21 protein-coding genes are annotated in these 26,117 nt (G+C 55.4%); 14 read left to right on the top strand and 7 right to left on the bottom strand.

What is annotated here, in order from left to right:
- The first annotated feature begins 91 nt into the window (after positions 1-91).
- On the top strand, positions 92-334 hold the full coding sequence (pspG, locus tag HVX72_RS20420) for an envelope stress response protein PspG (protein ID WP_042291214.1): 243 nt from the start codon (positions 92-94) through the stop codon (positions 332-334).
- A gap of 180 nt (positions 335-514) precedes the next feature.
- Here the strand turns inward: pspG and HVX72_RS20415 are convergent, their stop codons facing one another.
- Entirely contained in the window at positions 515-1,498 is a 984-nt protein-coding gene (locus HVX72_RS20415; protein WP_060570451.1) for a quinone oxidoreductase, read from the bottom strand.
- A gap of 64 nt (positions 1,499-1,562) precedes the next feature.
- Between HVX72_RS20415 and dnaB the strand changes: the two genes are divergently transcribed.
- The 6 genes from dnaB (at position 1,563) to HVX72_RS20385 (ending at position 7,354) form a co-directional block, all read left to right on the top strand.
- Positions 1,563-2,978 carry a replicative DNA helicase gene (gene dnaB / locus HVX72_RS20410; protein ID WP_042291212.1) on the top strand — a complete coding sequence of 472 codons (1,416 nt, stop codon included), beginning with the start codon at positions 1,563-1,565 and terminating at the stop codon, positions 2,976-2,978.
- A 151-nt stretch (positions 2,979-3,129) separates the two neighbouring features.
- Positions 3,130-4,209, top strand: a complete 1,080-nt coding sequence (gene alr, locus HVX72_RS20405; protein ID WP_181822182.1) for an alanine racemase — start codon at positions 3,130-3,132, stop codon at positions 4,207-4,209.
- A 158-nt stretch (positions 4,210-4,367) separates the two neighbouring features.
- On the top strand, positions 4,368-5,561 hold the full coding sequence (gene tyrB, locus HVX72_RS20400; RefSeq protein ID WP_042291207.1) for an aromatic amino acid transaminase: 1,194 nt from the start codon (positions 4,368-4,370) through the stop codon (positions 5,559-5,561).
- Positions 5,562-5,756: 195 nt separating this feature from the next.
- Positions 5,757-6,470 carry an acid phosphatase AphA gene (gene aphA / locus HVX72_RS20395; protein WP_060570402.1) on the top strand — a complete coding sequence of 238 codons (714 nt, stop codon included), beginning with the start codon at positions 5,757-5,759 and terminating at the stop codon, positions 6,468-6,470.
- Between the two features lie 108 nt (positions 6,471-6,578).
- Positions 6,579-6,995: a secondary thiamine-phosphate synthase enzyme YjbQ gene (locus tag HVX72_RS20390; protein WP_060570401.1), complete on the top strand. Its 417-nt coding sequence runs from the start codon at positions 6,579-6,581 to the stop codon at positions 6,993-6,995.
- 2 nt (positions 6,996-6,997) lie between these two features.
- Entirely contained in the window at positions 6,998-7,354 is a 357-nt protein-coding gene (locus HVX72_RS20385; RefSeq protein WP_042291198.1) for an MmcQ/YjbR family DNA-binding protein, read from the top strand.
- A 42-nt stretch (positions 7,355-7,396) separates the two neighbouring features.
- Here HVX72_RS20385 and uvrA read toward each other — a convergent pair whose 3' ends face one another.
- On the bottom strand, positions 7,397-10,219 hold the full coding sequence (uvrA, locus tag HVX72_RS20380) for an excinuclease ABC subunit UvrA (RefSeq protein WP_181822181.1): 2,823 nt from the start codon (positions 10,217-10,219) through the stop codon (positions 7,397-7,399).
- 254 nt (positions 10,220-10,473) lie between these two features.
- Between uvrA and ssb1 the strand changes: the two genes are divergently transcribed.
- Positions 10,474-10,998, top strand: a complete 525-nt coding sequence (ssb1, locus tag HVX72_RS20375; protein ID WP_042291190.1) for a single-stranded DNA-binding protein SSB1 — start codon at positions 10,474-10,476, stop codon at positions 10,996-10,998.
- Between the two features lie 62 nt (positions 10,999-11,060).
- Here ssb1 and HVX72_RS20370 read toward each other — a convergent pair whose 3' ends face one another.
- Positions 11,061-13,772, bottom strand: coding sequence for a cation-transporting P-type ATPase (locus tag HVX72_RS20370; RefSeq protein WP_181823305.1), 2,712 nt, complete (start codon positions 13,770-13,772; stop codon positions 11,061-11,063).
- Positions 13,773-14,834: 1,062 nt separating this feature from the next.
- On the opposite strand from HVX72_RS20370, the gene HVX72_RS20365 reads away from it, so the two are divergent.
- Genes HVX72_RS20365 through HVX72_RS20350 form a run of 4 tightly spaced genes read left to right on the top strand, consistent with a single transcriptional unit; the run spans position 14,835 to position 19,501 of the window.
- Positions 14,835-17,219, top strand: coding sequence for a DMSO/selenate family reductase complex A subunit (locus HVX72_RS20365; RefSeq protein WP_181822180.1), 2,385 nt, complete (start codon positions 14,835-14,837; stop codon positions 17,217-17,219).
- A complete protein-coding gene (locus tag HVX72_RS20360; protein ID WP_060570398.1) occupies positions 17,216-17,845 on the top strand; it encodes a DMSO/selenate family reductase complex B subunit in 630 nt (209 codons plus the stop codon). The genes HVX72_RS20365 and HVX72_RS20360 overlap by 4 nt, the downstream gene beginning before the upstream one ends.
- Positions 17,838-18,626: a DmsC/YnfH family molybdoenzyme membrane anchor subunit gene (locus HVX72_RS20355; RefSeq protein ID WP_060570397.1), complete on the top strand. Its 789-nt coding sequence runs from the start codon at positions 17,838-17,840 to the stop codon at positions 18,624-18,626. Before HVX72_RS20360 ends, HVX72_RS20355 begins: the two co-directional genes overlap by 8 nt.
- On the top strand, positions 18,626-19,501 hold the full coding sequence (locus tag HVX72_RS20350) for a 4Fe-4S binding protein (RefSeq protein ID WP_181822179.1): 876 nt from the start codon (positions 18,626-18,628) through the stop codon (positions 19,499-19,501). The genes HVX72_RS20355 and HVX72_RS20350 overlap by 1 nt, the downstream gene beginning before the upstream one ends.
- 46 nt (positions 19,502-19,547) lie before the next feature.
- Here the strand turns inward: HVX72_RS20350 and HVX72_RS20345 are convergent, their stop codons facing one another.
- Positions 19,548-19,829 carry a YjcB family protein gene (locus HVX72_RS20345; protein WP_042291177.1) on the bottom strand — a complete coding sequence of 94 codons (282 nt, stop codon included), beginning with the start codon at positions 19,827-19,829 and terminating at the stop codon, positions 19,548-19,550.
- Positions 19,830-20,409: 580 nt separating this feature from the next.
- On the opposite strand from HVX72_RS20345, the gene HVX72_RS20340 reads away from it, so the two are divergent.
- Positions 20,410-21,996 (top strand): EAL domain-containing protein, encoded by a 1,587-nt coding sequence (locus HVX72_RS20340; RefSeq protein ID WP_181823304.1) that lies wholly within the window; start codon positions 20,410-20,412, stop codon positions 21,994-21,996.
- Between the two features lie 2 nt (positions 21,997-21,998).
- On the opposite strand, the gene soxS is transcribed toward HVX72_RS20340, so the two are convergent.
- Entirely contained in the window at positions 21,999-22,322 is a 324-nt protein-coding gene (soxS, locus tag HVX72_RS20335; protein ID WP_042291172.1) for a superoxide response transcriptional regulator SoxS, read from the bottom strand.
- An 85-nt stretch (positions 22,323-22,407) separates the two neighbouring features.
- On the opposite strand from soxS, the gene soxR reads away from it, so the two are divergent.
- Positions 22,408-22,866 carry a redox-sensitive transcriptional activator SoxR gene (gene soxR, locus HVX72_RS20330; protein WP_042291170.1) on the top strand — a complete coding sequence of 153 codons (459 nt, stop codon included), beginning with the start codon at positions 22,408-22,410 and terminating at the stop codon, positions 22,864-22,866.
- 45 nt (positions 22,867-22,911) lie between these two features.
- On the opposite strand, the gene HVX72_RS20325 is transcribed toward soxR, so the two are convergent.
- On the bottom strand, positions 22,912-24,558 hold the full coding sequence (locus HVX72_RS20325; RefSeq protein ID WP_181822178.1) for a Na+/H+ antiporter: 1,647 nt from the start codon (positions 24,556-24,558) through the stop codon (positions 22,912-22,914).
- A gap of 148 nt (positions 24,559-24,706) precedes the next feature.
- Entirely contained in the window at positions 24,707-26,056 is a 1,350-nt protein-coding gene (ghxP, locus tag HVX72_RS20320; RefSeq protein WP_042291165.1) for a guanine/hypoxanthine transporter GhxP, read from the bottom strand.
- Positions 26,057-26,117: the final 61 nt, after the last annotated feature.

The following is a 26,117-nucleotide window of genomic DNA, read 5'->3' as shown; positions in this document are numbered from 1 at the left end:
TGCCGCGGGGCGTTTTGTTTATATATCAACGAATTAATGTTGGCACGCATTTTGTAAAGCATTGAGCAGAATTTCATTATGGGAGAGCGTCATGCTGGAACTACTTTTTGTGCTTGGCTTTTTTATCATGCTGATGGTCACTGGCGTTTCGCTGTTGGGCATCCTGGCTGCGCTGGTGGTGGCAACCGCGGTGATGTTCCTGGGCGGAATGTTTGCTTTGATGATCAAACTGTTGCCATGGCTGCTGTTGGCGGTTGCTGTGGTATGGGTTATCAAGGCGATCAAATCGCCGAAAGTGCCGCAATATCGTCGCAATAACCGCTGGCGTTACTAGGGTATTGTGGGGTTCGTCACAACCTGCAATTTTGCCTTTAGAACCAAATAGGAATTGATAATCAAATCTGTCACTATTGCGCGTCTAACGGATTCATCGTGCTGTACCCTACATACAGCCGAACTAAAAAAAGAAAGGGCTTCCCAGGTGGAAGCCCTAATTCTTTCAGCAGATCCCGGCTTAAGGAATCAGCAAGCTGGACCCTTGCGTGGCCCTGCTTTCCAGCATTTCATGCGCGCGTTGCGCATCCTGCAGGGCAAACTTCTGGCTATCCGCCACATCAACTTTGATCACGCCGCTGGCGATTAGCGAGAACAGTTCGTTGCTGGCTTCAGTCAGCTCATCGCGATTGGTGACGTAGCCCTGCAGAGAAGGGCGCGTGACGTACAGGGAACCCTTCTGATTCAGGATCCCCAGGTTCACGCCGGTCACCGGGCCGGACGCGTTACCGAAGCTGACCATCAGGCCGCGACGCTGCAGACAGTCCAGCGAGGACTCCCAGGTGTCTTTCCCCACCGAGTCGTACACTACGCAGACCTTTTTCCCGCCGGTGATCTCTTTGACCCGCTCTACGAGATTTTCTTCGCGATAGTTAATCACCTGCCACGCGCCTGCATCCCGCGCCCGCTGCGCTTTTTGCGCGCTGCTCACGGTACCGATAAGTTTTGCGCCCAGCGCTTTCGCCCACTGGCAGGCAATCAAACCCACGCCGCCTGCCGCCGCATGGAACAGGAACGGTTCATCGGGTTTGATTTCATAGGTTTTACGCAACAGGTAAAAGACAGTCAGCCCTTTCAAAAACGAGGCAGCGGCCTGCTCGAAAGAGATCGCGTCGGGTAAAATCGCCGCCTTATCGGCCACGACGTTATGCACTGAACTGTAGGCGCCGAGCGCAGATTGCGCATACACGACGCGATCGCCCGCTTTGATGTGCGTTACGCCGCTGCCCACTTTGCTCACTACGCCCGCTGCTTCGGTACCCAGCCCGCTGGGCAGCGCTGGCGGCGGATAAAGCCCGCTGCGGATGTAGGTATCGATGTAGTTAATGCCAATCGCTTTGTTTTCGACCTGGATTTCGTTCTCCGCCGGATCTGCCGGGGTGAACGCCACGGCCTGAAGCACTTCAGGGCCACCATGCTTGTGAAATTCAATACGTGTTGCCATGCTTCCTCCAAAAGAAATGTGGTAATCTTTCGACCCAATCATTATTTCGGTAACTCCATTCACTATGGCAGGAAATAAACCCTTCAACAAACAACAGACTGATGTCCGGGAGCGCGACCCGCAGGTTGCCGGGCTGAAAGTGCCGCCGCACTCGATTGAAGCGGAACAGTCGGTGTTGGGCGGTTTAATGCTGGATAACGAGCGCTGGGACGACGTTGCCGAACGTGTGGTAGCGGATGATTTCTACACCCGTCCGCACCGTCACATCTTTACTGAAATGGGTCGCCTGCAGGAAGGCGGCAGCCCTATCGACCTGATTACGCTCGCGGAATCGCTGGAGCGCCAGGGACAGCTGGACAGCGTTGGCGGATTCGCCTATCTGGCGGAACTGTCAAAAAATACGCCAAGCGCGGCGAATATCAGCGCTTATGCCGACATTGTCCGCGAACGGGCCGTTGTCCGTGAAATGATTTCGGTGGCAAATGAAATCGCCGAAGCCGGGTTTGATCCGCAGGGGCGCACCAGCGAAGACCTGCTCGATCTCGCCGAATCCCGCGTGTTCAAAATCGCCGAAAGCCGCGCCAATAAAGACGAAGGTCCGAAAAATATTGCCGATGTGCTCGACGCTACCGTCGCGCGTATCGAACAGCTATTCCAGCAGCCGCACGATGGTGTGACCGGCGTGAACACCGGCTATGACGACCTCAATAAAAAGACCGCCGGTTTACAGCCCTCGGATCTAATTATCGTCGCCGCGCGTCCGTCGATGGGGAAAACGACCTTTGCGATGAACCTCGTTGAAAACGCGGCGATGTTGCAGGACAAGCCGGTGCTTATCTTCAGTCTGGAAATGCCCTCGGAACAGATCATGATGCGTTCTCTGGCGTCGCTGTCCCGCGTCGATCAAACCCGCATCCGTACCGGTCAGCTCGACGACGAGGATTGGGCGCGTATTTCCGGTACGATGGGCATTCTGCTGGAAAAACGCAATATCTATATTGATGATTCATCCGGCCTGACGCCGACGGAAGTGCGCTCCCGCGCGCGCCGTATTGCCCGCGAACATGGCGGCATCGGGCTTATTATGATCGACTATCTTCAGCTGATGCGCGTACCGTCGCTTTCCGACAACCGTACCCTGGAGATCGCCGAAATCTCCCGCTCGCTGAAAGCGCTGGCGAAAGAACTGCATGTGCCGGTAGTGGCGCTGTCGCAGCTTAACCGCTCCCTGGAACAACGTGCCGACAAGCGTCCGGTCAACTCCGACCTGCGTGAGTCCGGCTCTATCGAGCAGGACGCCGACCTGATTATGTTTATCTACCGTGATGAGGTTTATCACGAGAACAGTGACCTGAAAGGCATCGCGGAAATCATTATTGGTAAGCAGCGTAACGGCCCCATCGGCACGGTGCGTCTGACATTCAACGGGCAATGGTCGCGCTTTGATAATTATGCCGGGCCACAATACGACGACGAATAAATAATTTGGCTATTTTATTTGCGATTTTGGGATTGGGCTGTGCTCGCCATCCTCACGTACTTCAGTACGCTCCGGTGGCTGCGCGCTGGCCGTACCCAAACTCGCTGCAACAATAACGCCAAATTTGAGACAAATAATTTAAGGAACTCAAATGCAAGCGGCAACCGTCATGATTAATCGCCGCGCTCTGCGACACAATCTGCAACGTCTGCGTCAACTGGCGCCTGCCAGCAAGCTGGTTGCGGTGGTGAAAGCGAACGCCTACGGACACGGTCTGTTAGAGACCGCGCGAACGCTCCCCGATGCTGACGCTTTTGGCGTCGCGCGACTCGAAGAGGCGTTGCGCCTGCGCGCGGGAGGGATCACCCAGCCTATCCTGCTGCTGGAAGGCTTTTTTGAGGCGTCTGATCTACCCACTATCTCCGTACAGCATCTGCATACGGCGGTACATAACGAAGAACAACTGGTTGCGCTGGAAGCGGCGGAACTGGATGCGCCAGTAAGCGTGTGGATGAAGCTCGACACCGGTATGCACCGTCTGGGCGTGCTGCCGGAGCAGGCAGACGCGTTTTATCAGAGTCTGACCCGATGCAAAAATGTGCGTCAGCCGGTCAATATCGTCAGCCATTTCGCCCGTGCCGATGAACCGGAATGTGGTGCGACGGAAAAGCAGCTCGCGATTTTCAACACCTTCTGCGCGGGAAAGCCTGGGCAGCGCTCCATTGCCGCGTCCGGCGGGATCCTGCTATGGCCACAGTCGCATTTTGACTGGGTGCGCCCGGGGATCATCCTTTATGGCGTTTCGCCGTTGGAAAACCACTCTACCGGCGCGGACTTCGGCTGCCAGCCGGTGATGTCCCTGACCTCCAGCCTGATAGCTGTGCGTGAGCACAAAGCCGGGGAACCGGTAGGCTACGGAGGAACGTGGCGAAGCGAGCGAGACACGCGGCTTGGCGTTGTCGCGATGGGCTATGGCGACGGCTATCCGCGCGCGGCGCCGACCGGCACCCCGGTGCTGGTGAACGGTCGTGAAGTGCCGATTGTGGGACGCGTGGCGATGGACATGATCTGCGTAGATCTCGGCCCGCAGGCGCAGGACAATGCAGGCGATCCGGTGATTCTTTGGGGCGAAGGGCTGCCCGTCGAACGCATCGCTGAAATAACGAAAGTAAGTGCTTACGAACTTATCACGCGCCTGACATCACGGGTGGCGATGAAGTATATCGATTAAGCGTACGGCTCTCCGGCCTGGGTTGATCTCACTGCAGGCCGGAGTCGTTGTCGCCATCCGGCAAAGCGCGGCATATTCTCTGCAACATCCTCTCGATCTTCACGGTTATCCGGTTTATTGTGTCTTAACCCCTGCCTGTAAACCTGGAGAACCATCGCGTGTTTCAAAAAGTTGACGCCTATGCTGGCGACCCGATTCTTTCGCTCATGGAGCGGTTTAAAGACGACCCGCGCAGTGACAAAGTGAACCTGAGTATCGGCCTGTATTACAACGAAGACGGGATCATTCCACAGCTCAACGCGGTAGCCGAAGCGGAAGCACGCCTGAATGCGCAACCGCATGGCGCCTCGCTTTATCTGCCAATGGAAGGTCTGAACAGCTATCGCCACGCCATTGCGCCACTGCTGTTTGGCGTCGATCATCCGGTTCTCCAGCAGCAGCGTGTCGCCACGATCCAGACGCTGGGCGGCTCCGGGGCGCTGAAGGTTGGCGCGGATTTTCTCAAGCGCTATTTCCCGGATTCCGGCGTGTGGGTCAGCGACCCGACCTGGGAAAATCATATCGCCATATTTGAAGGGGCTGGATTCGAAGTAAGTACTTACCCCTGGTATGACGACGCCACTAACGGCGTGCGTTTTGACGACCTGTTGGCTACCCTGAAAACGCTGCCCGCACGTAGCATCGTGCTGTTGCATCCTTGCTGTCATAACCCCACCGGGGCGGATTTAAGCCATGCCCAGTGGGACGAAGTCACCGAAATCCTGAAAGCGCGCGATCTGATCCCGTTCCTCGACATCGCCTACCAGGGGTTTGGCGCAGGGATGGACGATGACGCCTGGGCGATTCGCGCTATTGCCAGCGCCGGATTGCCCGCGCTGGTCAGCAACTCTTTTTCTAAAATTTTCTCTCTCTACGGCGAGCGCGTCGGCGGTCTTTCCGTGATCTGCGACGATGCAGAAGCCGCCGGGCGCGTACTGGGACAGCTTAAAGCCACCGTACGGCGTAACTACTCCAGCCCGCCAAACTTTGGCGCGCAACTGGTTGCGACAGTGCTGGGCGATGAGACGCTGAAAGCGAACTGGCTGGCGGAAGTGGAAACGATGCGCACCCGGATTCTGGCGATGCGTCAGGAACTGGTGAACGTGCTGACGGCGACCATTCCTGGGCGAAACTTTGACTATCTGCTAAAACAGCGCGGCATGTTCAGCTATACCGGCTTGAGCGCCGCCCAGGTGGATCGCCTGCGCGACGAGTTCGGCGTTTACCTTATCGCCAGCGGACGCATGTGCGTCGCCGGGCTAAACACCGGCAACGTTCAGCGCGTGGCAAAAGCCTTTGCCGCCGTTATGTAACATTTTTACGTCAGCAGGCCGGATGGCACATTGTTCATCCGGCTTATGGGCTTACTTTCTTCAGCTGTGATCATTCTCTTTTTCTATGACAAAACCGTAGAAATTTCTTCCCTTCATTTGTCGTCGGGGTTAAGGTCAGAGCGTTTTGAATAGTCGCACTAAAAATCATAACTAAATGACTTTGAAGGGAAAAATATGCGTAAGATCACACTGGCCTTCAGCGCCCTCTGTCTGCTTTTCACGTTAAATCACTCCGCCAGCGCGCTGGCATCCCCGCCGTCTCCGCTTAACCCGGGCACTAACGTTGCAAAACTCGCTGAACAAGCGCCGGTCCACTGGGTGTCGGTCGCACAGATCGAAAACAGCCTCACCGGGCGTCCGCCGATGGCGGTCGGGTTTGATATCGACGATACCGTATTATTTTCCAGCCCGGGCTTCTGGCGCGGAAAGAAAATGTACTCGCCGGACAGCGAAGCGTATCTGACGAATCCGGCATTCTGGGAAAAGATGAATAACGGCTGGGATGAGTTCAGCATTCCCAAAGAGGTGGCGCGCCAGCTGATCGCCTTGCATGTGCGTCGTGGCGACGACATTTACTTTGTCACCGGACGAAGCCAGACCAAAACCGAAACGGTATCGAAAACGCTGGCCGATGACTTTCATATTCCGGCGGCAAATATGAATCCGGTGATCTTCGCGGGCGATAAGCCGGGACAGAACACCAAAACCCAGTGGCTACAGGCGAAAAATATTCGCATCTTCTACGGCGATTCGGATAACGATATCAGCGCTGCGCGCGATATGGGTATTCGCGGCATCCGCATTTTGCGCGCGTCCAACTCGACCTATAAACCCTTGCCGCAGGCAGGAGCGTATGGCGAAGAGGTGATCGTCAATTCGGAATATTAAGAAACGCCCGGCGATTCGCTGTTTTTTTAAACAAAAATGAGCGCGTAGCTTTTACCTTTCGCTGACTTGCTGCAAACTGAATAAAGACGTTTCAACAAGGAGCAGCCTATGTGGTATCAGCAAACCCTGACTTTACACGCGAAGCCGCGCGGGTTTCATCTCGTCACGGATGAGATCCTCGGGCTTCTGGCGGATATGCCGCGCGTAGAGACCGGGCTGCTGCACCTTTTGCTGCAACATACCTCCGCTTCTCTGACGCTTAACGAGAATTGTGATCCCACCGTTCGGCACGATATGGAACGCTTCTTTCTGCAAGCCGTTCCCGATCATGGCAACTACGAACATGACTACGAAGGGCCAGACGATATGCCAGCGCATATCAAATCGTCCCTGCTTGGCGTATCGCTACTGCTGCCGGTTCATAAAGGGCGAATAAAGCTGGGTACCTGGCAGGGCATCTGGCTCGGTGAGCATCGCATCCACGGCGGTTCGCGCCAGATAATCGCGACACTACAAGGGGAATAAAGATGACTAACTCAGAGTTACTGCAATACTGCATGGCAAAACCTGGCGCAGAACAGAGCGTGCACAGCGACTGGAAAGCCACCCAGATTAAAGTTGAAGATGTGCTGTTTGCCATGGTGAAAGAGGTGGAAGAACGCCCGGCAGTATCTCTGAAAACCAGCCCCGAACTGGCGGAATTATTGCGCCAGCAGCACAGCGATGTGCGCCCGAGCCGGCATCTCAACAAAGCGCACTGGAGCACCGTATACCTTGACGGTTCGCTGCCGGACTCGCAGATTTACTATCTGGTGGATGCGTCGTATCAGCAGGCGGTGAACACGCTGCCGGAAGAAAAACGTAAGCTGCTGGTACAGTCATAAATAAAAACGCCGTTCTTCTGACAATGAACGGCGTTTTTCGTTTTACAACATCGGCTTGAGGAAGCGGGCGGTGTGGGACGCTTGACATTCCGCCACCGTTTCCGGCGTACCGGAGACGAGGATTTCCCCGCCGCCGCTCCCGCCTTCAGGACCGAGATCAACAATCCAGTCCGCGGTTTTGATTACGTCGAGGTTATGCTCAATCACCACGATGGTGTTGCCCTGATCGCGTAACTGGTGCAGTACGTCCAGCAGTTGCTGGATATCGGCAAAGTGCAGACCGGTGGTCGGCTCATCCAGAATATACAGCGTCTGGCCGGTGCCGCGCTTCGACAGTTCGCGCGCCAGCTTCACGCGCTGGGCCTCGCCGCCGGAGAGGGTGGTCGCCGACTGGCCGAGACGGATGTAGGTCAACCCCACGTCCATCAGGGTTTGCAGCTTACGCGCCAGCGCCGGTACGGCATCAAAGAACTCGCGCGCTTCTTCAATGGTCATGTCCAACACTTCATGGATGGTTTTGCCCTTGTACTTTATCTCCAGCGTCTCGCGGTTATAGCGCTTGCCTTTGCACTGGTCGCACGGGACATAAATATCCGGCAGAAAGTGCATCTCAACTTTAATGACGCCGTCGCCCTGACAGGCTTCGCAGCGCCCGCCGCGAACGTTGAAGCTAAAACGTCCCGGCGTATAGCCGCGAGAACGCGCTTCCGGCACACCGGCAAACAGTTCGCGAACCGGCGTAAACACGCCAGTATAGGTCGCCGGGTTAGAACGCGGCGTGCGCCCGATCGGGCTTTGGTCGATGTCGATAACCTTGTCAAAATGCTCCAGCCCCTGAACGTCGCGAAAGGGCGCAGGTTCGGCGATCGTCGCGCCGTTCAGCGCACGCTGGGCGATCGGGAACAGGGTATCGTTGATCAGGGTCGACTTACCGGAGCCGGACACCCCGGTAATGCAGGTGAACAGTCCCACCGGCAACGTCAACGTCACGTCTTTCAGGTTGTTACCGCGCGCGCCGGTCAGCTTCAGCACTTTTTCCGGATTCGCCGGAACGCGCTGTTTCGGCACGTCGATTTTCCGTTTGCCGCTCATGTACTGCCCGGTCAGCGATTCCGGCACCGCCATAATCGCTTCCAGCGGACCTTCGGCAACTACTTCACCGCCATGGACGCCCGCACCCGGACCGATGTCGATCACGTGGTCGGCGGCGCGAATCGCGTCTTCGTCGTGCTCCACCACAATGACCGTATTCCCGAGATTACGCAGATGAATCAGTGTGCCCAGCAGACGCTCGTTATCGCGCTGATGAAGACCGATGGACGGCTCATCAAGGACATACATGACGCCGACCAGCCCCGCGCCAATCTGGCTTGCCAGACGAATGCGCTGCGCTTCGCCGCCGGAAAGCGTTTCGGCTGAGCGGGAAAGCGTGAGGTAGTTCAGACCGACGTTCACCAGGAATTTGAGGCGATCGCCAATCTCTTTCAGTACTTTCTCGGCGATTTTCGCTCGCTGGCCGGACAGTTTGAGATTATTAAAGAAGTCCATCGCATGACCGATGCTCATATCGGAAATGGTCGGCAGCGGCGTATTTTCAACAAAGACGTGGCGCGCTTCGCGACGCAGACGTGTCCCTTCGCAGCTGGCGCACGGACGGTTGCTGATAAACTTGGCTAACTCTTCGCGTACCGCGCTGGATTCCGTCTCTTTATAACGCCGCTCCATATTGTGCAGCACGCCTTCGAACGGATGGCGACGCACCGAGGTGTCGCCGCGATCGTTCATGTATTTAAATTCAATGTTCTCTTTGCCGGAACCGTACAGCACCACTTTGTGCACGCTGGCGTCGAGGCTTCCCCACGGCGCGTCTACGTCGAACTTGTAGTGCTCCGCCAGCGATTTCAACATCTGAAAGTAGTAGAAGTTACGGCGATCCCAGCCGCGGATTGCGCCGCCAGCCAGCGACAGGTCCGGATTCTGGATCACGCGGTCCGGGTCGAAATATTGCTGTACGCCGAGGCCGTCACAGGTCGGACACGCGCCCGCCGGGTTGTTGAACGAAAACAGGCGCGGTTCCAGCTCGCGCATGCTGTAGCCGCAGATCGGGCAGGCGAAGTTCGCCGAGAAAAGCAGCTCTTCCGCTTTCGGGTCGTCCATATCGGCAACCACTGCCGTACCGCCGGAAAGTTCCAGCGCGGTTTCAAACGACTCCGCCAGACGGGTGCTGAGATCGTCACGCACTTTGAAGCGATCAATCACCACCTCAATGGTGTGTTTCTTTTGCAGTTCCAGCTTCGGCGGATCGGAGAGATCGCACACTTCACCGTCGATACGGGCACGGATATACCCCTGACTTGCCAGGTTTTCCAGCGTTTTAGTGTGCTCGCCTTTACGCTCTTTAATCACCGGCGCCAGCAGCATCAGGCGCTTGCCTTCCGGCTGTGAGAGCACGTTGTCGACCATCTGACTCACCGTCTGCGCCGCCAGCGGCACGTCGTGATCCGGACAGCGCGGTTCGCCGACGCGGGCGAACAGCAGACGCAGGTAGTCGTGGATCTCAGTAATGGTGCCGACCGTGGAACGCGGGTTATGTGACGTCGATTTTTGTTCAATTGAGATAGCCGGAGACAGCCCCTCAATGTGATCGACATCCGGCTTTTCCATTAGCGACAGAAACTGACGCGCATAGGCGGAAAGGGATTCTACGTAACGACGCTGCCCTTCGGCATACAGCGTGTCGAAAGCAAGCGAGGATTTGCCAGACCCCGAAAGCCCGGTCACGACAATCAGTTTGTCGCGAGGGATAACGAGGTTGATGTTTTTGAGATTATGGGTGCGGGCGCCCCGAACTTCGATCTTATCCATTCACCTTTCCCGGATTAAACGCTTTTTGCCCGGCTGCATGCATGGTGCGACCGGCGATCACAAACGGTTAATTATGACACAATATAACCTGAATGGATATACAGTATTGGAATGCAAAACGCAGTGTAGTGTGTAACAATGTCCGGCTAAGGTTGTTTCGCGGAATCAGCGTCACAACGTGGTAAAACCGCCATTGGTAATGCTACAATCGCGCGTTTACACTTATTAAGAAACGTTTTTCAGGAGACTCGATCATGGCCAGCAGAGGCGTAAATAAGGTTATTCTCGTGGGTAATCTGGGCCAGGACCCGGAAGTACGCTACATGCCGAATGGTGGCGCAGTTGCCAACATTACGCTGGCTACTTCCGAATCCTGGCGTGATAAACAGACCGGTGAAATGAAAGAGCAGACTGAATGGCACCGTGTGGTGCTGTTCGGTAAGTTGGCGGAAGTGGCCAGCGAATATCTGCGTAAAGGCTCTCAGGTATACATCGAAGGTCAACTGCGTACCCGTAAATGGACCGATCAGTCCGGTCAGGACAAATACACCACGGAAGTTGTGGTTAACGTGGGCGGCACCATGCAAATGCTGGGTGGCCGTCAGGGCGGCGGCGCGCCGGCAGGCGGTCAGCAGCAGCAGGGCGGTTGGGGTCAGCCGCAGCAGCCTCAGGGCGGCAACCAGTTCAGCGGCGGCGCACAGTCTCGTCCGCAGCAGCAGTCTGCACCGGCACCGTCTAACGAACCGCCAATGGACTTTGACGACGACATTCCGTTCTAAGCGTGCCATCAGGCATTCCAGCGTAAAGGCCTCCGAAAATGGAGGCCTTTACGTTATTCTGATTACGCCGTCCGGCGGAATTTGCGGGTCAGCGGTTTCTCGATTTCAACAATCAGGAACAGCGCGACGCCAATGGCCAACGTGATACCCCAGTAGCGCAGCGGCAGTGCTTCGGTACCAAACATCATTTGCAGGAAAGGCACATAGATAATAGCCAGCTGTAGCAGAAGCAGAATGCCGCTCACCAGCCAGATGCCTTTGTTCATCAGTAACCCACGCCCCAGCGAGAAACCGTCCGATACGCGGCAGTTCAGCATATAGACCCACTGCGCCGTGACCAGCGTCTGCAGCAGTACGGTTCGAATAAACTCCGGGCTATGGCCGCGCGGCTGAAGCCAGGCTTCCAGCATAAAGGCGCTGGCGGCAATCAGCGTGCCGACAAAGCCGACGCGCCAGATAGCAAAACCATCCATCACGTTTTCGTGGGGCCGGCGTGGCGGGCGGCGCATAATATTGCGCTCTCCGGCTTCGAACGCCAGGCCGAACGACAGCGTAGCGGACGTCGCCATGTTCATCCACAGAATCAGTACCGGCGTCAGGGGCATCAGGTTTCCGGCCAGCAGCGCGACAATAATCAACAATCCCTGCGCGAGGTTGGTTGGCATAATAAACAGGATCGTTTTCTTCAGATTGTCGTAGACGCGGCGCCCCTCCTGCACCGCGCTGGCAATGGTGGCGAAATTGTCGTCCGTCAGCACCATGTCAGCGGCCTCTTTGGTCACTTCGGTGCCTTTGATCCCCATCGCGATGCCAACGTCAGCCTGCTTAAGGGCTGGGGCATCGTTCACGCCATCGCCCGTCATGCCAACAATTTCGCCTTTATTTTGCAGCGCTTTCACCAGGCGCAGCTTATGTTCCGGACTGGTGCGGGCAAAAATATCGTACGTCACAGCGGCTTCAGCGAGCGCGGTGTCGTCCATCTGCTCCAGCTCATAGCCAGTCACCGCGTGGGCGCTGTTATGAATCCCGAGCATACCGCCAATGCTCATGGCCGTTTGCGGATGATCGCCGGTGATCATCTTGACGCGGATCCCAGCCTGCTGGCAGGCGCCGATCGCATCAATCGCTTCCGGGCGCGGTGGATCCATCATTCCGGCAATGCCGAGGAAGATCAGCCCATCGCTCAGGCAGTCATGCGTTAGCGTACCGGCATCGGCACGCGTGGGTTTCCAGGCGGCGGCGACCATGCGCAGCCCCTCTTTGGCATAGCGGGCGATTTCTGCTTCCCAGTGTGCCTGAGTAAAAGCTTCTGTTCCGGTGGCGGTTTGCTGCTGCTGACAGAGTTTAAACAGAACGTCCGGCGCGCCGGTCACCAGCACGCGCTCGTCCTGGCCGATACGGAAATGGGTCGCCATATATTTGTACTGCGAGTCGAACGGAATCTTGCTGCGCAGTTCTGTATCGATGGCGGGCAGGTTCGCTTTTGCGGCCAACACTTTTAGCGCGCCCTCGGTTGGCCCGCCGGTAATGCCCCAGTGCCCCTGCTCGTTCCGCATCAGTTGGCTGTCATTACACAGATCGATCGTGCGCAGGTAGGTTTCCAGCACACTACCCGGACGCATTTCCGCCGTCGTGGCGTCGTTCTCAACGAGGATCTCGCCCGTGGGTTCGTAGCTGTTACCCTGTACGCGATAGTTTTTATCTGCCGTAATGATGGCTTTCACCGTCATCTCGTTCATCGTCAGGGTGCCCGTTTTATCGGAACAAATCACCGACATGGCGCCCAGCGTTTCGACCGTTGGCAGCTTACGGATAATGGCGCGTTTGCGGGCCATCGTCTGGATGCCGAGCGACAGGATGATAGAAATAATGGCGGGCAGGCCTTCCGGAACCGCCGCGACAGCAAGGCTAATGAGCGACAGCAGCAGTTCGCCCATTGGCATATCGCGCAGCAGCAGGCTGAAAATAAACAGCCCAACCATCATGGCAAGAATCAGAGAGAAGATCGCTTTGCCGAGCTTATCCATCTGTACCAGCAGCGGCGTACGATGCTTCTCGATGGCGGTCATCATCTGATTGATGTGGCCCAGCTCTGTGGCTTCGCCGGTGGCAATGACCACGCCAAGTCCGGCGCCTGCGCTGAGGGTGGTGCCGGAAAACAGCAGGTTTTTACGATCGCCGAGCGGCAGCTCCCCTTCCAGCGCTTCCGCCGTCTTATCGACCACGGTGGATTCACCGGTCAGGATGGCTTCTTCCACCCGCAGATTATGCGCTTCCATGACACGCAGGTCGGCGGGGATACGATCCCCCGCGCGTAACACCACAATATCGCCGACGACCAGTTCGGTGGTCGGCGCCGTTTCATGCTGACCGTTGCGAATCACCACGGCGGCGCTGGAAAGCATATTGCGAATGCCTTTTAGCGATTTCTCGGCGTTGTTTTCCTGAACGTGCCCAATCAGGGCGTTGATGACCGCCACGCCAAGAATGACGGCGGTATCGACCCAATGACCCATAATGGCCGTCAGGGCCGCGGCGGCTATCAGCACGTAAATTAATACATCATGAAAATGGGTCAGAAAGCGCAGCCAGGCGGGTTTACCGGCTTTTTCCGGCAGGGCGTTAGCGCCGTCTCTGGCGAGACGGGCGCTGGCTTCGTTTTGAGTCAGTCCACTTGACTGGCTCTGCAGGTTGTTTAAGACCTCATCCACAGAAAGCTGGTACGGTTTTTTTCCAGCGCATGGCGCAGAATGGAGACGATTGCTGTTCGGCATTCTGGTCAATGTAAAATTCCTCGAAGTATAAAAATTATAATATTTAAAAAGCCAGAGCATGCTATTGGAATAATGTGTTCCGGTTTTTGATATTAATCAATAGCGTTTCGCTAAATATTATTTTATCGTTGCCATTGTTAGCGAATTATTCATGTTGCTCAGTGTCTTAATGGCTTTTGTAAATTTTAGAAAGGAGGGTGTATTTTTGATATTTATAATGGCAAGAGGTTGATTGTATTGATTATTTTTGCGATAGCAATTGCGGTTGTCAGCGGTATTTCAACCTATGCTTTCGTAAAATATCTGGGTTAAAAGGAATAAAAATAGTCTTCCTTACATAACTTTTAAAACCTGAATAATAATGACATTAGGCAGATTCTTATGCAGTTTTAATAATTATCCTATACGCGGTCTGGTAATTAATCAGACCACGTGTCGTTAACGGAAAATACACAGTGGTTTTCCAAAAACAGGTTCAGGAGGTATTTCAGTATGAATATTACATATTTGCTATAAAACACGAGGTTGCATTACGTGGGCGGCGTCTCCTTGCGCCACCGTTTTTCCCGCTTGCCTGAATGTCCATCAATACTACCTGCTCATTGAGTCGAGGCGGGTTGTGGGTTCATCCCACAGAACAATCGACGTAACCTGCCATCTCGTTGGTGTCAAAGGCCAACCGCACTTTGCGCGCCCGCCCGGACGTTAACCCGTCGTGGTGCTCAGGCGCATAAGGTGCGCAATGAACAGGAGTAGACTTAGCCAATCGTTTCGACAGTTAATTTTTCCTGGCGCCCATTAATATGAGAATAGTTCTCACTTCAAATTTGTGGACGATTTTTTTTCACACCGGGAGGTTGTGCTTTTTTTCCCTTTTTTGAGTAAGTGTTGGGAAAGCAATTATTTCGTGAATAATGAGTTAAAGAGAAAGTAAAAATATTTGGGAATGCTTCTTATTATTATAAAAAGTCTTCAAAAACACCATGGCTATTTATTTCGGTTGATAAAAATCAAATACCCAAAATGAATTACCCCTGATGATACGCTTTTTGAGGGGATGAAATGCAAGATCACGAAATAAGAGAGGATACGCCCTCTCTGAATGTCTCCCGGCGGGGCATGTTAAAAGCGAGCGCAGCGTTAGTCACGCTGCCTTTTATTTTGTCGGAACAGGCAAAAGCCGCAGAGACCGGACACGCCGACGCGTCGGTAGATACCCCGACAGAGCGTGTAGTACCTACCTGTAGCACCTTCGACTGTGGCGGAAAGTGCGATATCCGCGCCCACGTTAGCGATGGCGTGGTGACGCAAATCACCACCCGTCCCGATAATGAATTAGATCCGGATATGCCCATTATGCGCGCCTGCGTGCGCGGACGGGGTTATCGTAAATTTGTTTATCATCCCGACCGTCTGAAATACCCAATGAAACGCGTGGGAAAACGCGGTGAAGGAAAGTTTGAACGTATTTCTTGGGCGGAAGCCGTCACACTTATTGCGGATAATTTACAACGTATTACCGAAAAATATGGCCCGGCTTCTCGCTTTGTTCATAATAACACCGCGACCAGCGGCGGAACTTTTTCCGGCGATAAAATGATTCGTCGCTTGTTAAATCAAACCGGCGGCTATCTGGAATATTACCATTCGGTGAGTCTTGGCAATACGGTTGCCGCCACCCCCTATACCTACGGCGTCGCCGCCAGCGGCAACTCGCTGGATACGCTGGAAAATACACCGCTGGTGATACTGTGGGGGCATAACCCGACAGAAACCATTTTTGGTCATACCAACCACTATTTCCAGCGGATGAAGCAGAACGGCACGCGTTTTATTGTCGTGGACCCGCGTTATTCCGACACCGTTTCATCGCTGGCCGATCAATGGGTCCCCCTGCTTCCGACCACCGATAACGCGCTGATGGACGCGATGATGTACGTCATCATCAGCGAAAACCTGCATGATAAAGCGTTTATTGAACGCTATACGCTCGGCTTTGATGAAGCGTCCATGCCGGAAGGCGTTCCGGCGAACGAGTCGCTGGTCGCTTACCTGATGGGCGATAAAGACGGCGTACCTAAAACGCCGGAGTGGGCGGAAAAAATCACCCATGTGCCTGCGCAGACCATCCGCCAGTTGGCGCGCGACTATGCCACCACCAAGCCGGCGGCGCTGATTCAGGGCTGGGGCCCACAGCGTCATATCTGCGGCGAACGTACCGCGCGCGGTTCCACTCTGCTGGCGACCATTACCGGCAACGTTGGCGTTAAAGGTGGCTGGGCGGCGGGCTACGGCGGTTGCGGCAATCGCCTGTTTACCACCGGTCCGGAAATGCCGGAAAACCCGGTGAAAGAGAAAATCTCGATCATGAACTGGGTGCAGGCGGCGGACGATGCCAGCAAGGTGACCCCGGAACAAGGGCTGAAGGATGCAGAGCAGCTTAAGAGCAACATCCGCATTCTCTTTTCGCTGGCGGGCAACTATCTGGTGAACCAGAACCCGGACGTTAATCAGGCGGCAAAGATCCTCGCCGACGAGTCGAAAATCGAGTTCATCGTGGTCAGCGATTTGTATATGACGCCGAGCGCGAAATATGCCGACGTTCTGCTGCCGGAAACCAGCTTTATGGAGCGCTGGAACATTGGCGAAACGTGGGGAACGGCAAACTACCTGGTGCTGTCGGAAAAACTGGTGGAACCCGACTTTGAGCGTCGCTCCGACTATGACTGGATCCGCGAAGTGGCGGCGAAGCTCGGCGTGGAACCCGCGTTCAGCGAGGGGCGCAGTGAGAAAGAGTGGATTGAGCACATCTGGGAACAGACGCGGCTGTCAATGCCGGAACAGCAGTTGCCGGACTTTGCTGAATTACAGGTGAAGCGTCGCCATCTGTTCAAGAGCAAGCCGTATGTGGCTTTCGAGGACAACATCCGCGATCCGCAAAACCATCCGTTCCCAACGCCGTCGGGTAAAATTGAGATCTTCTCGAAGCGTCTCTACGACATGCAGCATCCGGAAATTCCGGCGCTTTCGCACTACGTGCCCGCACACGAGGGGCCACAGGACGCGCTAACGAAATCCTTCCCTCTACAGATGATCACCTGGAAAGGCAAAAACCGCGCGAACTCTACCCAGTACGCGAACCCGTGGCTGCAGGAAGTGCAGGAACAGAAGCTGTGGATTAACCCGGTTGATGCACAAAAACGCGGCATTGCCCACGGCGACACCGTGCGCATCCACAACAACCGTGGTATTTGCCAGGTGCCCGCTGAGGTCACGCCGCGCATTATTCCCGGCGTGGTGGCGATGCAGGCCGGCGCGTGGTGGCAACCTGACGCAGAGGGCGTCGATCATGGCGGTTGTCCGAACGTGCTGAGCTCAACGCGTATTACGCCTCTTGCAAAAGGGAATTCACATCAAACCATGCTGGTGGAGGTCGTTAAAGCATGAGTCAATTTAAAGAGTATCCGCCCGTTAGCGACAAACAGCTTGGTTTCTTTATCGATACGTCGCGCTGCTCCGGCTGTAAGGCGTGTCAGGTGGCATGCAAAGATCGCCATAATCTGGAAGTGGGACGCCGTTTTCGTCGGGTGTATGAAGTCAATGGCGGAGGGTTTATCGCCACCGGACAGGGCGGCGTGGCGAACAACGTTTACGCGTACACGATGTCGATCTCGTGCAACCACTGTGCCGACCCGATTTGCACTAAGAACTGCCCGACCACGGCGATGCACAAACGTCCAGGCGACGGCATTGTGCGGGTCAATACCGATAAATGCGTCGGCTGCGGCTATTGCGCCTGGTCATGTCCCTACGGCGCGCCGCAGATGGACACCGAGGCCGGACAGATGTCGAAATGCGATATGTGCATCGACCTGCTGGTAAAAGGCGAGCAGCCGGTGTGCGTGGCGACCTGTCCTCTGGAGGCGATTAAGTTCGGTCCGATTGACGAACTGCGCGCTAAATACGGCGATGTTTGCGATGTGCAGGGGCTGCCAGACTCCTCCATTACCCATCCGAATTTAGTGATCAAACCGCACCAGGGCGCAGAGAAGGGAGGTAAACGCCATGCATGAGTTACCGTTGCTGATTTTCACCCTGCTGGTGCAGGGCTCCGTAGGGCTGACGCTGTTTATTGCCCTGGCGACGGGCGAGAAGCGGTCGCTGCTGCCGGCGATGCTGGTTTCCTGCGTGATGGGCGGACTGGGGCTGATCGCCTCGACGCTGCACCTCGGTTACCCGCTGAATGCGTTTAATGCGCTGCGCCATGTGGAAAGTTCATGGCTGAGCCGGGAGATCGTCTTTGCCAGCCTCTATCTGGCGATTCTGGGCCTGGCAACGCTGCTGGTGATGTTGAAAAAACAGCCTTCGCGCCTCCTGCTGGCGCTAGCGACCCTGGCCGGACTGGTGGATATCTACTGCATGGGCGCAATTTATGTCCATTCGTCGGTCGTGACCTGGCAGCATATCAATACCTGGGTCATGTTCTTTGGCGCGGCGGGCATTCTGGGTGCGGCGATCGGCAACGGCCTGCTGCCGGGTATCACACGGCTTCTGCGGATGGCCGCGGTGCTGGTGGTGGCGATCACCGCCATTCGTCTGCTGGTGCAGCCGGACTATGTCAACTTTCTGGCATCCGCAAGCCTGAACGAGGTGGTCACGCTGCCGCATCAGCCGCTGGTCGCGTTTCACCAACTGACAGGGCTAAGAAACGTTGCCTGGGGACTTTCCGTACTGGGGTCCTTGCTGTTCGCCATTGGCGCATGGCGCTCGTGTCGCACGGCGATGCTGCTGGGCGGGTTGGGGCTGGTTGTGGCTGAGGCGCTGCTGCGCTTTATGTTCTTCAGCATTCTTTAATGGCCCTTTTTACCCTGATGAAAACGCCCACACCGCCGGGTGTGGGCGCCTCCTGCGTACGTAAGCGTTTTCCTCAACATACCTGTGACGCCTGCCGTCAAGCCTGTCCGGCGCAGGCCATTTCGTTTTCTGCCTCTACGGTTACGCTGGACAATGATCGCTGCATTCGATGCGGTCATTGTACGTTTGTTTGTCCTGTCGATGCGCTGGAAGATCTGCCAACCGCCCGGCGTTCTTACCGTCAGCAAACGCTGGTGGCTCCGTTTACCGCCCAGGCGGCGAGTGTAGAAGAACTGCTGATGTGGCATCTTCAGTATCAGATTCGCGGACTGGAAATCGACATCGATGCATATCCCACGTGGGCGCTTGCCGTGGCGGCGTTAAATATTCGCCTTAGGGCGCTGGGGGAACCACTCTGGCAAGTGATTCCGCCGTCCGCGAAGCGCGTGAACGTGGCGCGACGTCATTTACTGCACGTCAGCGAAGAGAAGGTGCAGACCGCGAGCGTGAACCCGTCGCCGCGTTTGCGCCGAAGCCGTATGTCGCACATGCAGGACTATGCGCTACAGCTTGATATCGCCAGTTGCGTACTCTGCGGAGCGTGTGAACGGGTTTGTCAGGAGAAGGCGATTCAGATTGGCGAACGGGCGTTACGCGCAGAGATGTCACGTTGTACGGGGTGCAATAACTGCGCGGTAGTTTGCCCGACAAAAGCGATTACGACCAGGCACAGCGTGGGCGAGAGTCAGCCACAGCACTATCCGTTTACGCGTAAGGTCTGCCGGGACTGTCGCCGGGTGTTCGCCACGTTTGTCGCAGACGACACACAGTGTCCCATTTGCCAGCGGCATGAATACGGAATGCGGGGGCGGTAATGGACTGACCAGGCCCCCGTCGGGATTGCAAACGCGGGGCCGGGAATCAGGTCAATACCATCGGCCATTCGGGCGGGGTGTGGCTCATCACTTCGACCATAACGGATTCGATGTTTTTCCAGATGGCGGAGATATCCATCAGGGTGATGCCGAGCAGCCCGGTGGCAAACCAGCAGGCGGCGATAACGCCCAGACCGCTGCTGATAACAGCCAGGCCAATATAGTCGGATTTACGAAAACGGATATTCAGCGTACTGGCTAAAAACATCAGCACGGCGCTCAGCAGTGGCCAGCGGAGAAGCACCACGCCAGTGGTTAGGGTTGCCATGAAACATTTCCTCTGAAAAGCAGGTGCCCGGACAGCGCGGCGTTTTCACGGGCGTGTAACACTCTGGCTATCGACAGGCATTCACATTAACACGAATGAAACGTTGTTTCTGTTTCATAATTTTTGTGAACTATATCACGTTAATGAGCTTATTTTCCAGCCAGGGCGAGGATTTTTTGTTTGCTTTTTAACCATGCTTTGCGTGTGGGTAAAGGTGTTCAGCGGAAGTAAAAGCATCGGGGCGTCTTGTCGGAATAGACCGTTAATAACGCGCGATTAAGTCGACCTTTTTTGGTTTGTCCAAAATAATACCGGGAAATTGAACGCCACTGCTTAATAGAAATGATGGCTTGCCAGGAATGATCCACGAAATGATATTAATAACCCCTGATATTATCAGACTTTTACTAATAAAAGTCAGTTGCTAATATTGTAGGATTCATGCAACGTAACACCCCTGTGTGATTTATACCTGTCATGCTTCAGAGTGCCCGTGCGTTGGCGGCAATGGCAATTATCCAGGTATGGCATCCGGCCTCGATAATAACAGGCGTATAATATGCAGGGATATAGGGCTGAAATGAATCATCAGGCGCGACGGAAGATGCTGAGGTTTCTCGGGATAATCATGGTGGTGTTGCTTCCCATGATGTTAGCGCTATGGTTTGCCCAATTGCGAGCCGTATCCCAGACCAGTCATCAATTGCGTATATTCGCACAACTGACATTAGATAAAACTGAACTGGTTATTTTACAGGCTGACTTAGCGCGCGACGCCGCCGAACAGTATCAGGGACAAGCCTGTAACCCTGCACATCGGCAAAGAATGTTAAATATTATTCGTGGGCGTTTTTATATCAATGAGTTAATTTATGCTCAGGGTAATCGCTTTTTATGTTCAACGGTCATGGCGCCGACCTCGCCCTTTATTATGCCGGACGCTGAGTATAAACGAAAACCTGATGTCGCGGTTTATTACTTCCGTGACACGCCCTTTTTTACAGGCTACAAAATGACGTATATGCAGCGTGGCAATTACGTTGCAGTGATCAATCCCTTATCCTTCAGCGAAGTGATGACAGAAGATCCGGCGCTTGCCTGGGGCGTTTTCGACACGGTTACCGATACGTTCTTTTCCGTCAGCGAAAAAGCGTGGGTTGCGGAGCTACTGCCGCTGGTGCGCCGCGGTCAGTCCGTATTTCAGCAGGATGGCCGTTTTTACACGCTCGTTCATTCCGATAAACGCCCCATCGCGGTAATTGTTTCGACAACGACCGGTCGATTTTATCAAAATCTGTACCAGCAACTGCTTTTCACCCTTCCGCTTGCCGTGCTTTGCAGCATACTGCTGTTGCTGCTCTGGTCGCGGGCGCGTCGGCAATACAGGTCGCCGCCGCGGATGCTGCAGCGGGCGCTTAAACAGCGCCAACTGTGCGTACACTATCAGCCGATTATGGACATCAAAAATGAGAAATGCGTGGGCGCGGAAGCGTTGCTGCGCTGGCCTGGATACAACGGACAGGTCATGAGTCCCGCCGAATTTATCCCCCTGGCGGAAAAAGAGGGGATGATCGCGCAGATCACCGATTATGTGGTGGAGAACGTTTTCCGGGAGATGGGGGCGTTTCTGGCGGCAAACCCGTCGCTGTATATTTCGATCAATCTCTCCGCGTCAGACTTCCATTCTTCCCGACTGATTGCCCTGATCGCCAACAAAGCGCGTCAGTACGGCGTGCTTGCGCAACAGATCAAAGTGGAAGTCACTGAGCGGGGCTTTATCGACGTGCCGAAAACCACGCCGGTTATTCAGGCGTTTCGTCAGGCGGGCTACGAAGTGGCGATCGATGACTTTGGCACCGGCTATTCCAACCTGCATAACCTGTATTCCCTGAAGGTGGATATCCTGAAGATCGATAAATCGTTTATCGACACACTCACCACGAACAGCACCAGCCACCTGATCGCGGAGCATATTATCGAGATGGCCCAAAGCCTGCGGCTGAAAACCATCGCGGAAGGCGTGGAAACGGCGGATCAGGTCAACTGGTTGCTTAAGCGCGGCGTACAGTATTGTCAGGGGTGGCACTTCGCAAAAGCGCTGCCGCCGCAGGCGTTCATCGACTGGCTACAGCAGCCGCCCGCACGTCTGATGTCGCGCGGGCAGTAAACTTACAGACGATGGCGGTAGTCGCTGGGGGTACGATCAAACTCCCGGCGAAAAACGCGGGAAAAGGTCTGTTGTGATACGTAGCCTAAATCCATAGCGATATCGAAGATGGGTCGCTCGGTATTACGCAACTCCACGGCGGCTAACAGCAGTCGGCGCTGGCGGATATAGTCGCCGAGCGTCTGGCGCATCACGGTGCGGAACATCCTTTGTAAATACCATTTTGAATAGCCTGATTTTTTCGCGACCACATCAATGTTCAGTGGTTGGTCGATATGTTCATCAATCCATTCAACAAGGGTCTGAATAATTTGCTGATGGGACATAGCGTTGCCTCTTTTTCAGGGTTCGATTCGTCTTTTGTCTGCGGGCGAGTATAATTCCTCAAGTTAACTTGAGGTAAAGCGATTTATGGAAAAGAAATTACCCCGCATAAAAGCCTTGCTGACGCCGGGCGAAGTGGCGAAACGCAGCGGTGTGGCGGTATCCGCGCTGCACTTCTATGAAAGTAAAGGGTTGATTAGCAGTACTCGTAACAGCGGCAATCAGCGGCGGTATAAGCGCGATGTGTTGCGTTATGTGGCGATCATTAAGATTGCCCAACGGATCGGCATTCCGCTGGCGACCATCAGCGAGGCGCTTGGGGTACTGCCGGAAGGCCATACGTTGAGTGCGAAGGAGTGGAAGCAGCTCTCTTCGCAATGGCGGGATGAACTGGACCGTCGCATTCATACGCTGGTGGCGCTGCGCGATGAGCTGGACGGTTGTATCGGCTGCGGCTGCTTATCGCGTAAGGATTGCCCGTTGCGGAACCCTGGCGACCGACTTGGTGAACAGGGTACCGGCGCGCGGCTGCTGGAGGATGATTAACGTTTTTCGCCGGCCCGGACCGCTAAGCGCATCCGGGCGACAGGATTACTGATTCTCAATCAACAGCGCTTCCAGCAAATCAAGGTCATGCAGCAGCTTTTGCAGGGTCTCATTGCTGATCTCACGCGTGGCGCGCAGGTGGTACAACTCCGCGCGTTCAGAACGCAGCGCGGCAAGGCGGAAACGACGCTCGAGGTTCTCTTCCTGTAGCGAACTTTCGACATCGTTGCGTCCGTCAGCGCGGCGACGCAGGTTACCGATGACCCGCGAACTCACTTCGGTCAGCAGCTGGTTGTCGATGTTCTCCTCGGTATCCGCCGCCAGGCGCTCTTCCATTTTCTGAATCGCTACTATCGCCACTTCTGCCGTTGCCGCGCGCGCGATGCGTTCCTCTTTCAGTTGCTGCGAATGGTCAGCCACTTCCAGATGTTGCAGCAGTATCGGCAGCATTATCACGCCAACGAACAGCGAGAACAGGATCACCCAGGCGGCGAGGAACACCAGTTCGTAACGCGCCGGGAAAACGTTGCCATCCGGCAGCAGCAGAGGAATGGAGAGCACACCCGCCAGCGTGATCGCCCCGCGCACCCCCGCGAAAGAGGCGATAAGAATTTCACGCGTGGTCCACGATCCAAACTCCATCGGTTTCTTTTTCAAAAAACGCATGCTGAATTTTTTCATCGTCCACAGCCAGCCGAAGCGCACCAGCATCAGCGCGACGTAAATCAGCACGATGTCGGTAAACAGCATCCAGATTTCGACGTTTGGATCGGCTTCCGCCGCCACCAGCGACGACTCGAGAATACCAGGCAGTTGCAGGCCCAACAGTAAAAAGACCATGCCGTTAAACACAAACTCCAGCATCGCCCAGGTACTGTTGGCGCGCAGGCGCATGGCCAGCGGCGCGCGGCGCATGACGCCAGAACGGGTGATGGTCATCCCGGCGGCGACTGCCGCCAGAATTCCCGACACGCCGATGTGTTCGGCAATCAGGTAAGAGGCGAACGGCAGCAGGAACAGCAGCACGATCTGTGTCGCGGGTTCATCGCCGCCCCAGCGGCTAAGAAAACGCAGCGAACGCCCGTACAGCCAACTGACCACAAAGCCCGCGAGGATACCGCCAATCGCCACCTTAAGAAATTCCACGGTTGCGCCGCCAACGGTAAAGATCATTGTGCCCATCGCCACCGCGACGGCAAACTTCAGCGACACCAGGCCAGAAGCGTCATTCATTAACGCTTCGCCTTGTAAAATGCCCATGATCTTCTTCGGAATACGTCCTTCACCGACGATGCCGGAAAGCGCCACCGCATCGGTTGGCGACAGCACCGCCGCCAGCGCAAAAGCGGGTATCAACGGGATGCCCGGCACCAGCCAGTAAATCAGAAAACCGATGCCGACAACGGTGACAATCACCAGCGCCAGCGCCAGACCGAAGATCTCTCGCCCGTGTTCAAGGAATTCGCGCGTCGGCGTCTTCCAGCCGTCGGCGAACAGCAGCGGCGGAATAAACAGAACTAAAAACAGTTCGGGATCAAATTCCACATGCAGACCAAATGTGGGCCATGCCAGCAGTGCGCCGATGGCAATCTGCATGAGGGGTAAGGGGAGCTGGAAGGGCAATACGCGCGTAAATACCCCGGACAGCGAGACCACAAGGGTCATGATGAGTATTGTGAAAAAAATTTCCATGCGTTCCCTGTTTGCGATGTTTTTTATGTGCCTGAGAGGCTTCGTGCCTCGATTTTACCTTTTTCAGAGTATCGCAAAAGACAACGAAATGTGCGGTGAAAATAAAAACGGGCGGCCAAAGCCACCCGTTTTCGGAATCACTTCGCGATCAAATCGCCCAGCCGCCCGCGTAGAACGTCACCAGCGCGATGGCGATCACCACCGTACCCACGTTCAGCTTGCGCCATTCGCCGGAAACCAGACGACCAATCACCAGCGTGGCAAAGCCTATCATGATGCCGGTAACGATATTACAGGTCAGCACGATGAACACCGCTGTGACCAGACCCGCCATCGCGTCGACGAAGTCGGCGAAATCAATTTTCGCCACGTTGCTCAGCATTAACAGGCCCACGTACATTAGCGCAGGCGCCGTCGCGTATACCGGCACCAGATAGGACAGCGGAGAGAGGAACAGGATCAGCAGGAACAGAACGCCGACGGTGATCGCTGTCAGGCCGGTTTTACCGCCCGCTGCCGTCCCTGCCGCGGATTCGATATACACCGCTGCTGGCGCTGCGCCCACCAGACCGGAGAACACGCTGCTCAGGGAGTCTGTGGTCAGCGCTTTGCCGCCGTCGATGATCTGGCCGTCTTTGTCGAGCAGATTCGCCTGCCCCGCCACGGCGCGGATGGTGCCGGTTGCGTCAAACACTGCGGTCATAACCAGCGCCAGCACGCTTGGCAGCACCACCGGATTCAGCGCGCCCATGATATCCAGGCTGCCAATCAGCGATTTGCCGTTTTCATCGCTCAGCGATGGCATCGCGAAAATGCCGGAGAATTTCACCGCCGGATCACAGATCAGCCCGACAATCGAAATACCAATGATGGTCAACAAAATGCCGCCCGGCACTTTCAGCTTTTCAAGGCCGAGGATTACCGCCAGTCCGACCAGCGACATGATCACCGGGAACGTTGCGAAGTCACCCAGCGCCACTGGCAGGCCATCCAGTGGGTTTTTGATTACCAGGCCTACGCCATTTGCCGCAATTAGCAGCAAAAACAGGCCGATACCAATACCGGTACCATGCGCGACGCCCTGCGGCAGATTGCGCAAAATCCAGCTACGAATGCCGGTCGCAGAGATAATGGTAAACAGAATCCCCATCAGGAATACCGCACCCAGCGCCACCGGCACGCTGATCTGCTGACCGAGCACCAGGCTGAACGCGGTAAATGCGGTCAGTGAAATGGCGCAACCGATCGCCAGCGGCAGATTCGCCCACAGCCCCATAACGATGGAGCCTAACCCCGCCACCAGACAGGTCGCGACAAATACCGCAGCAGGCGGAAAGCCAGCTTTGCCCAGCATGCCCGGCACCACGATAACCGAGTACACCATCGCCAGAAACGTTGTTAACCCGGCAACCACTTCCTGACGGACAGTGCTTCCACGTTGTGAAATTTTAAACCAGGCGTCAAGTGAACCGCCGGTACGCGCTGAAGGCGTAGACATAGAAAACATCCCCTGAGAGTTTATTTTTCGTCTTTATGCGTGGTGGACAATCCACTGCCAG

The organism is Citrobacter sp. RHB21-C05, assembly GCF_013889015.1.
In the GTDB taxonomy this organism is placed as follows: Bacteria; Pseudomonadota; Gammaproteobacteria; order Enterobacterales; family Enterobacteriaceae; genus Citrobacter_A; species Citrobacter_A sedlakii.
The sequence above is the reverse complement of the archived record's forward strand: the minus strand, read 5'-3'. Positions and strand labels throughout refer to the sequence as shown.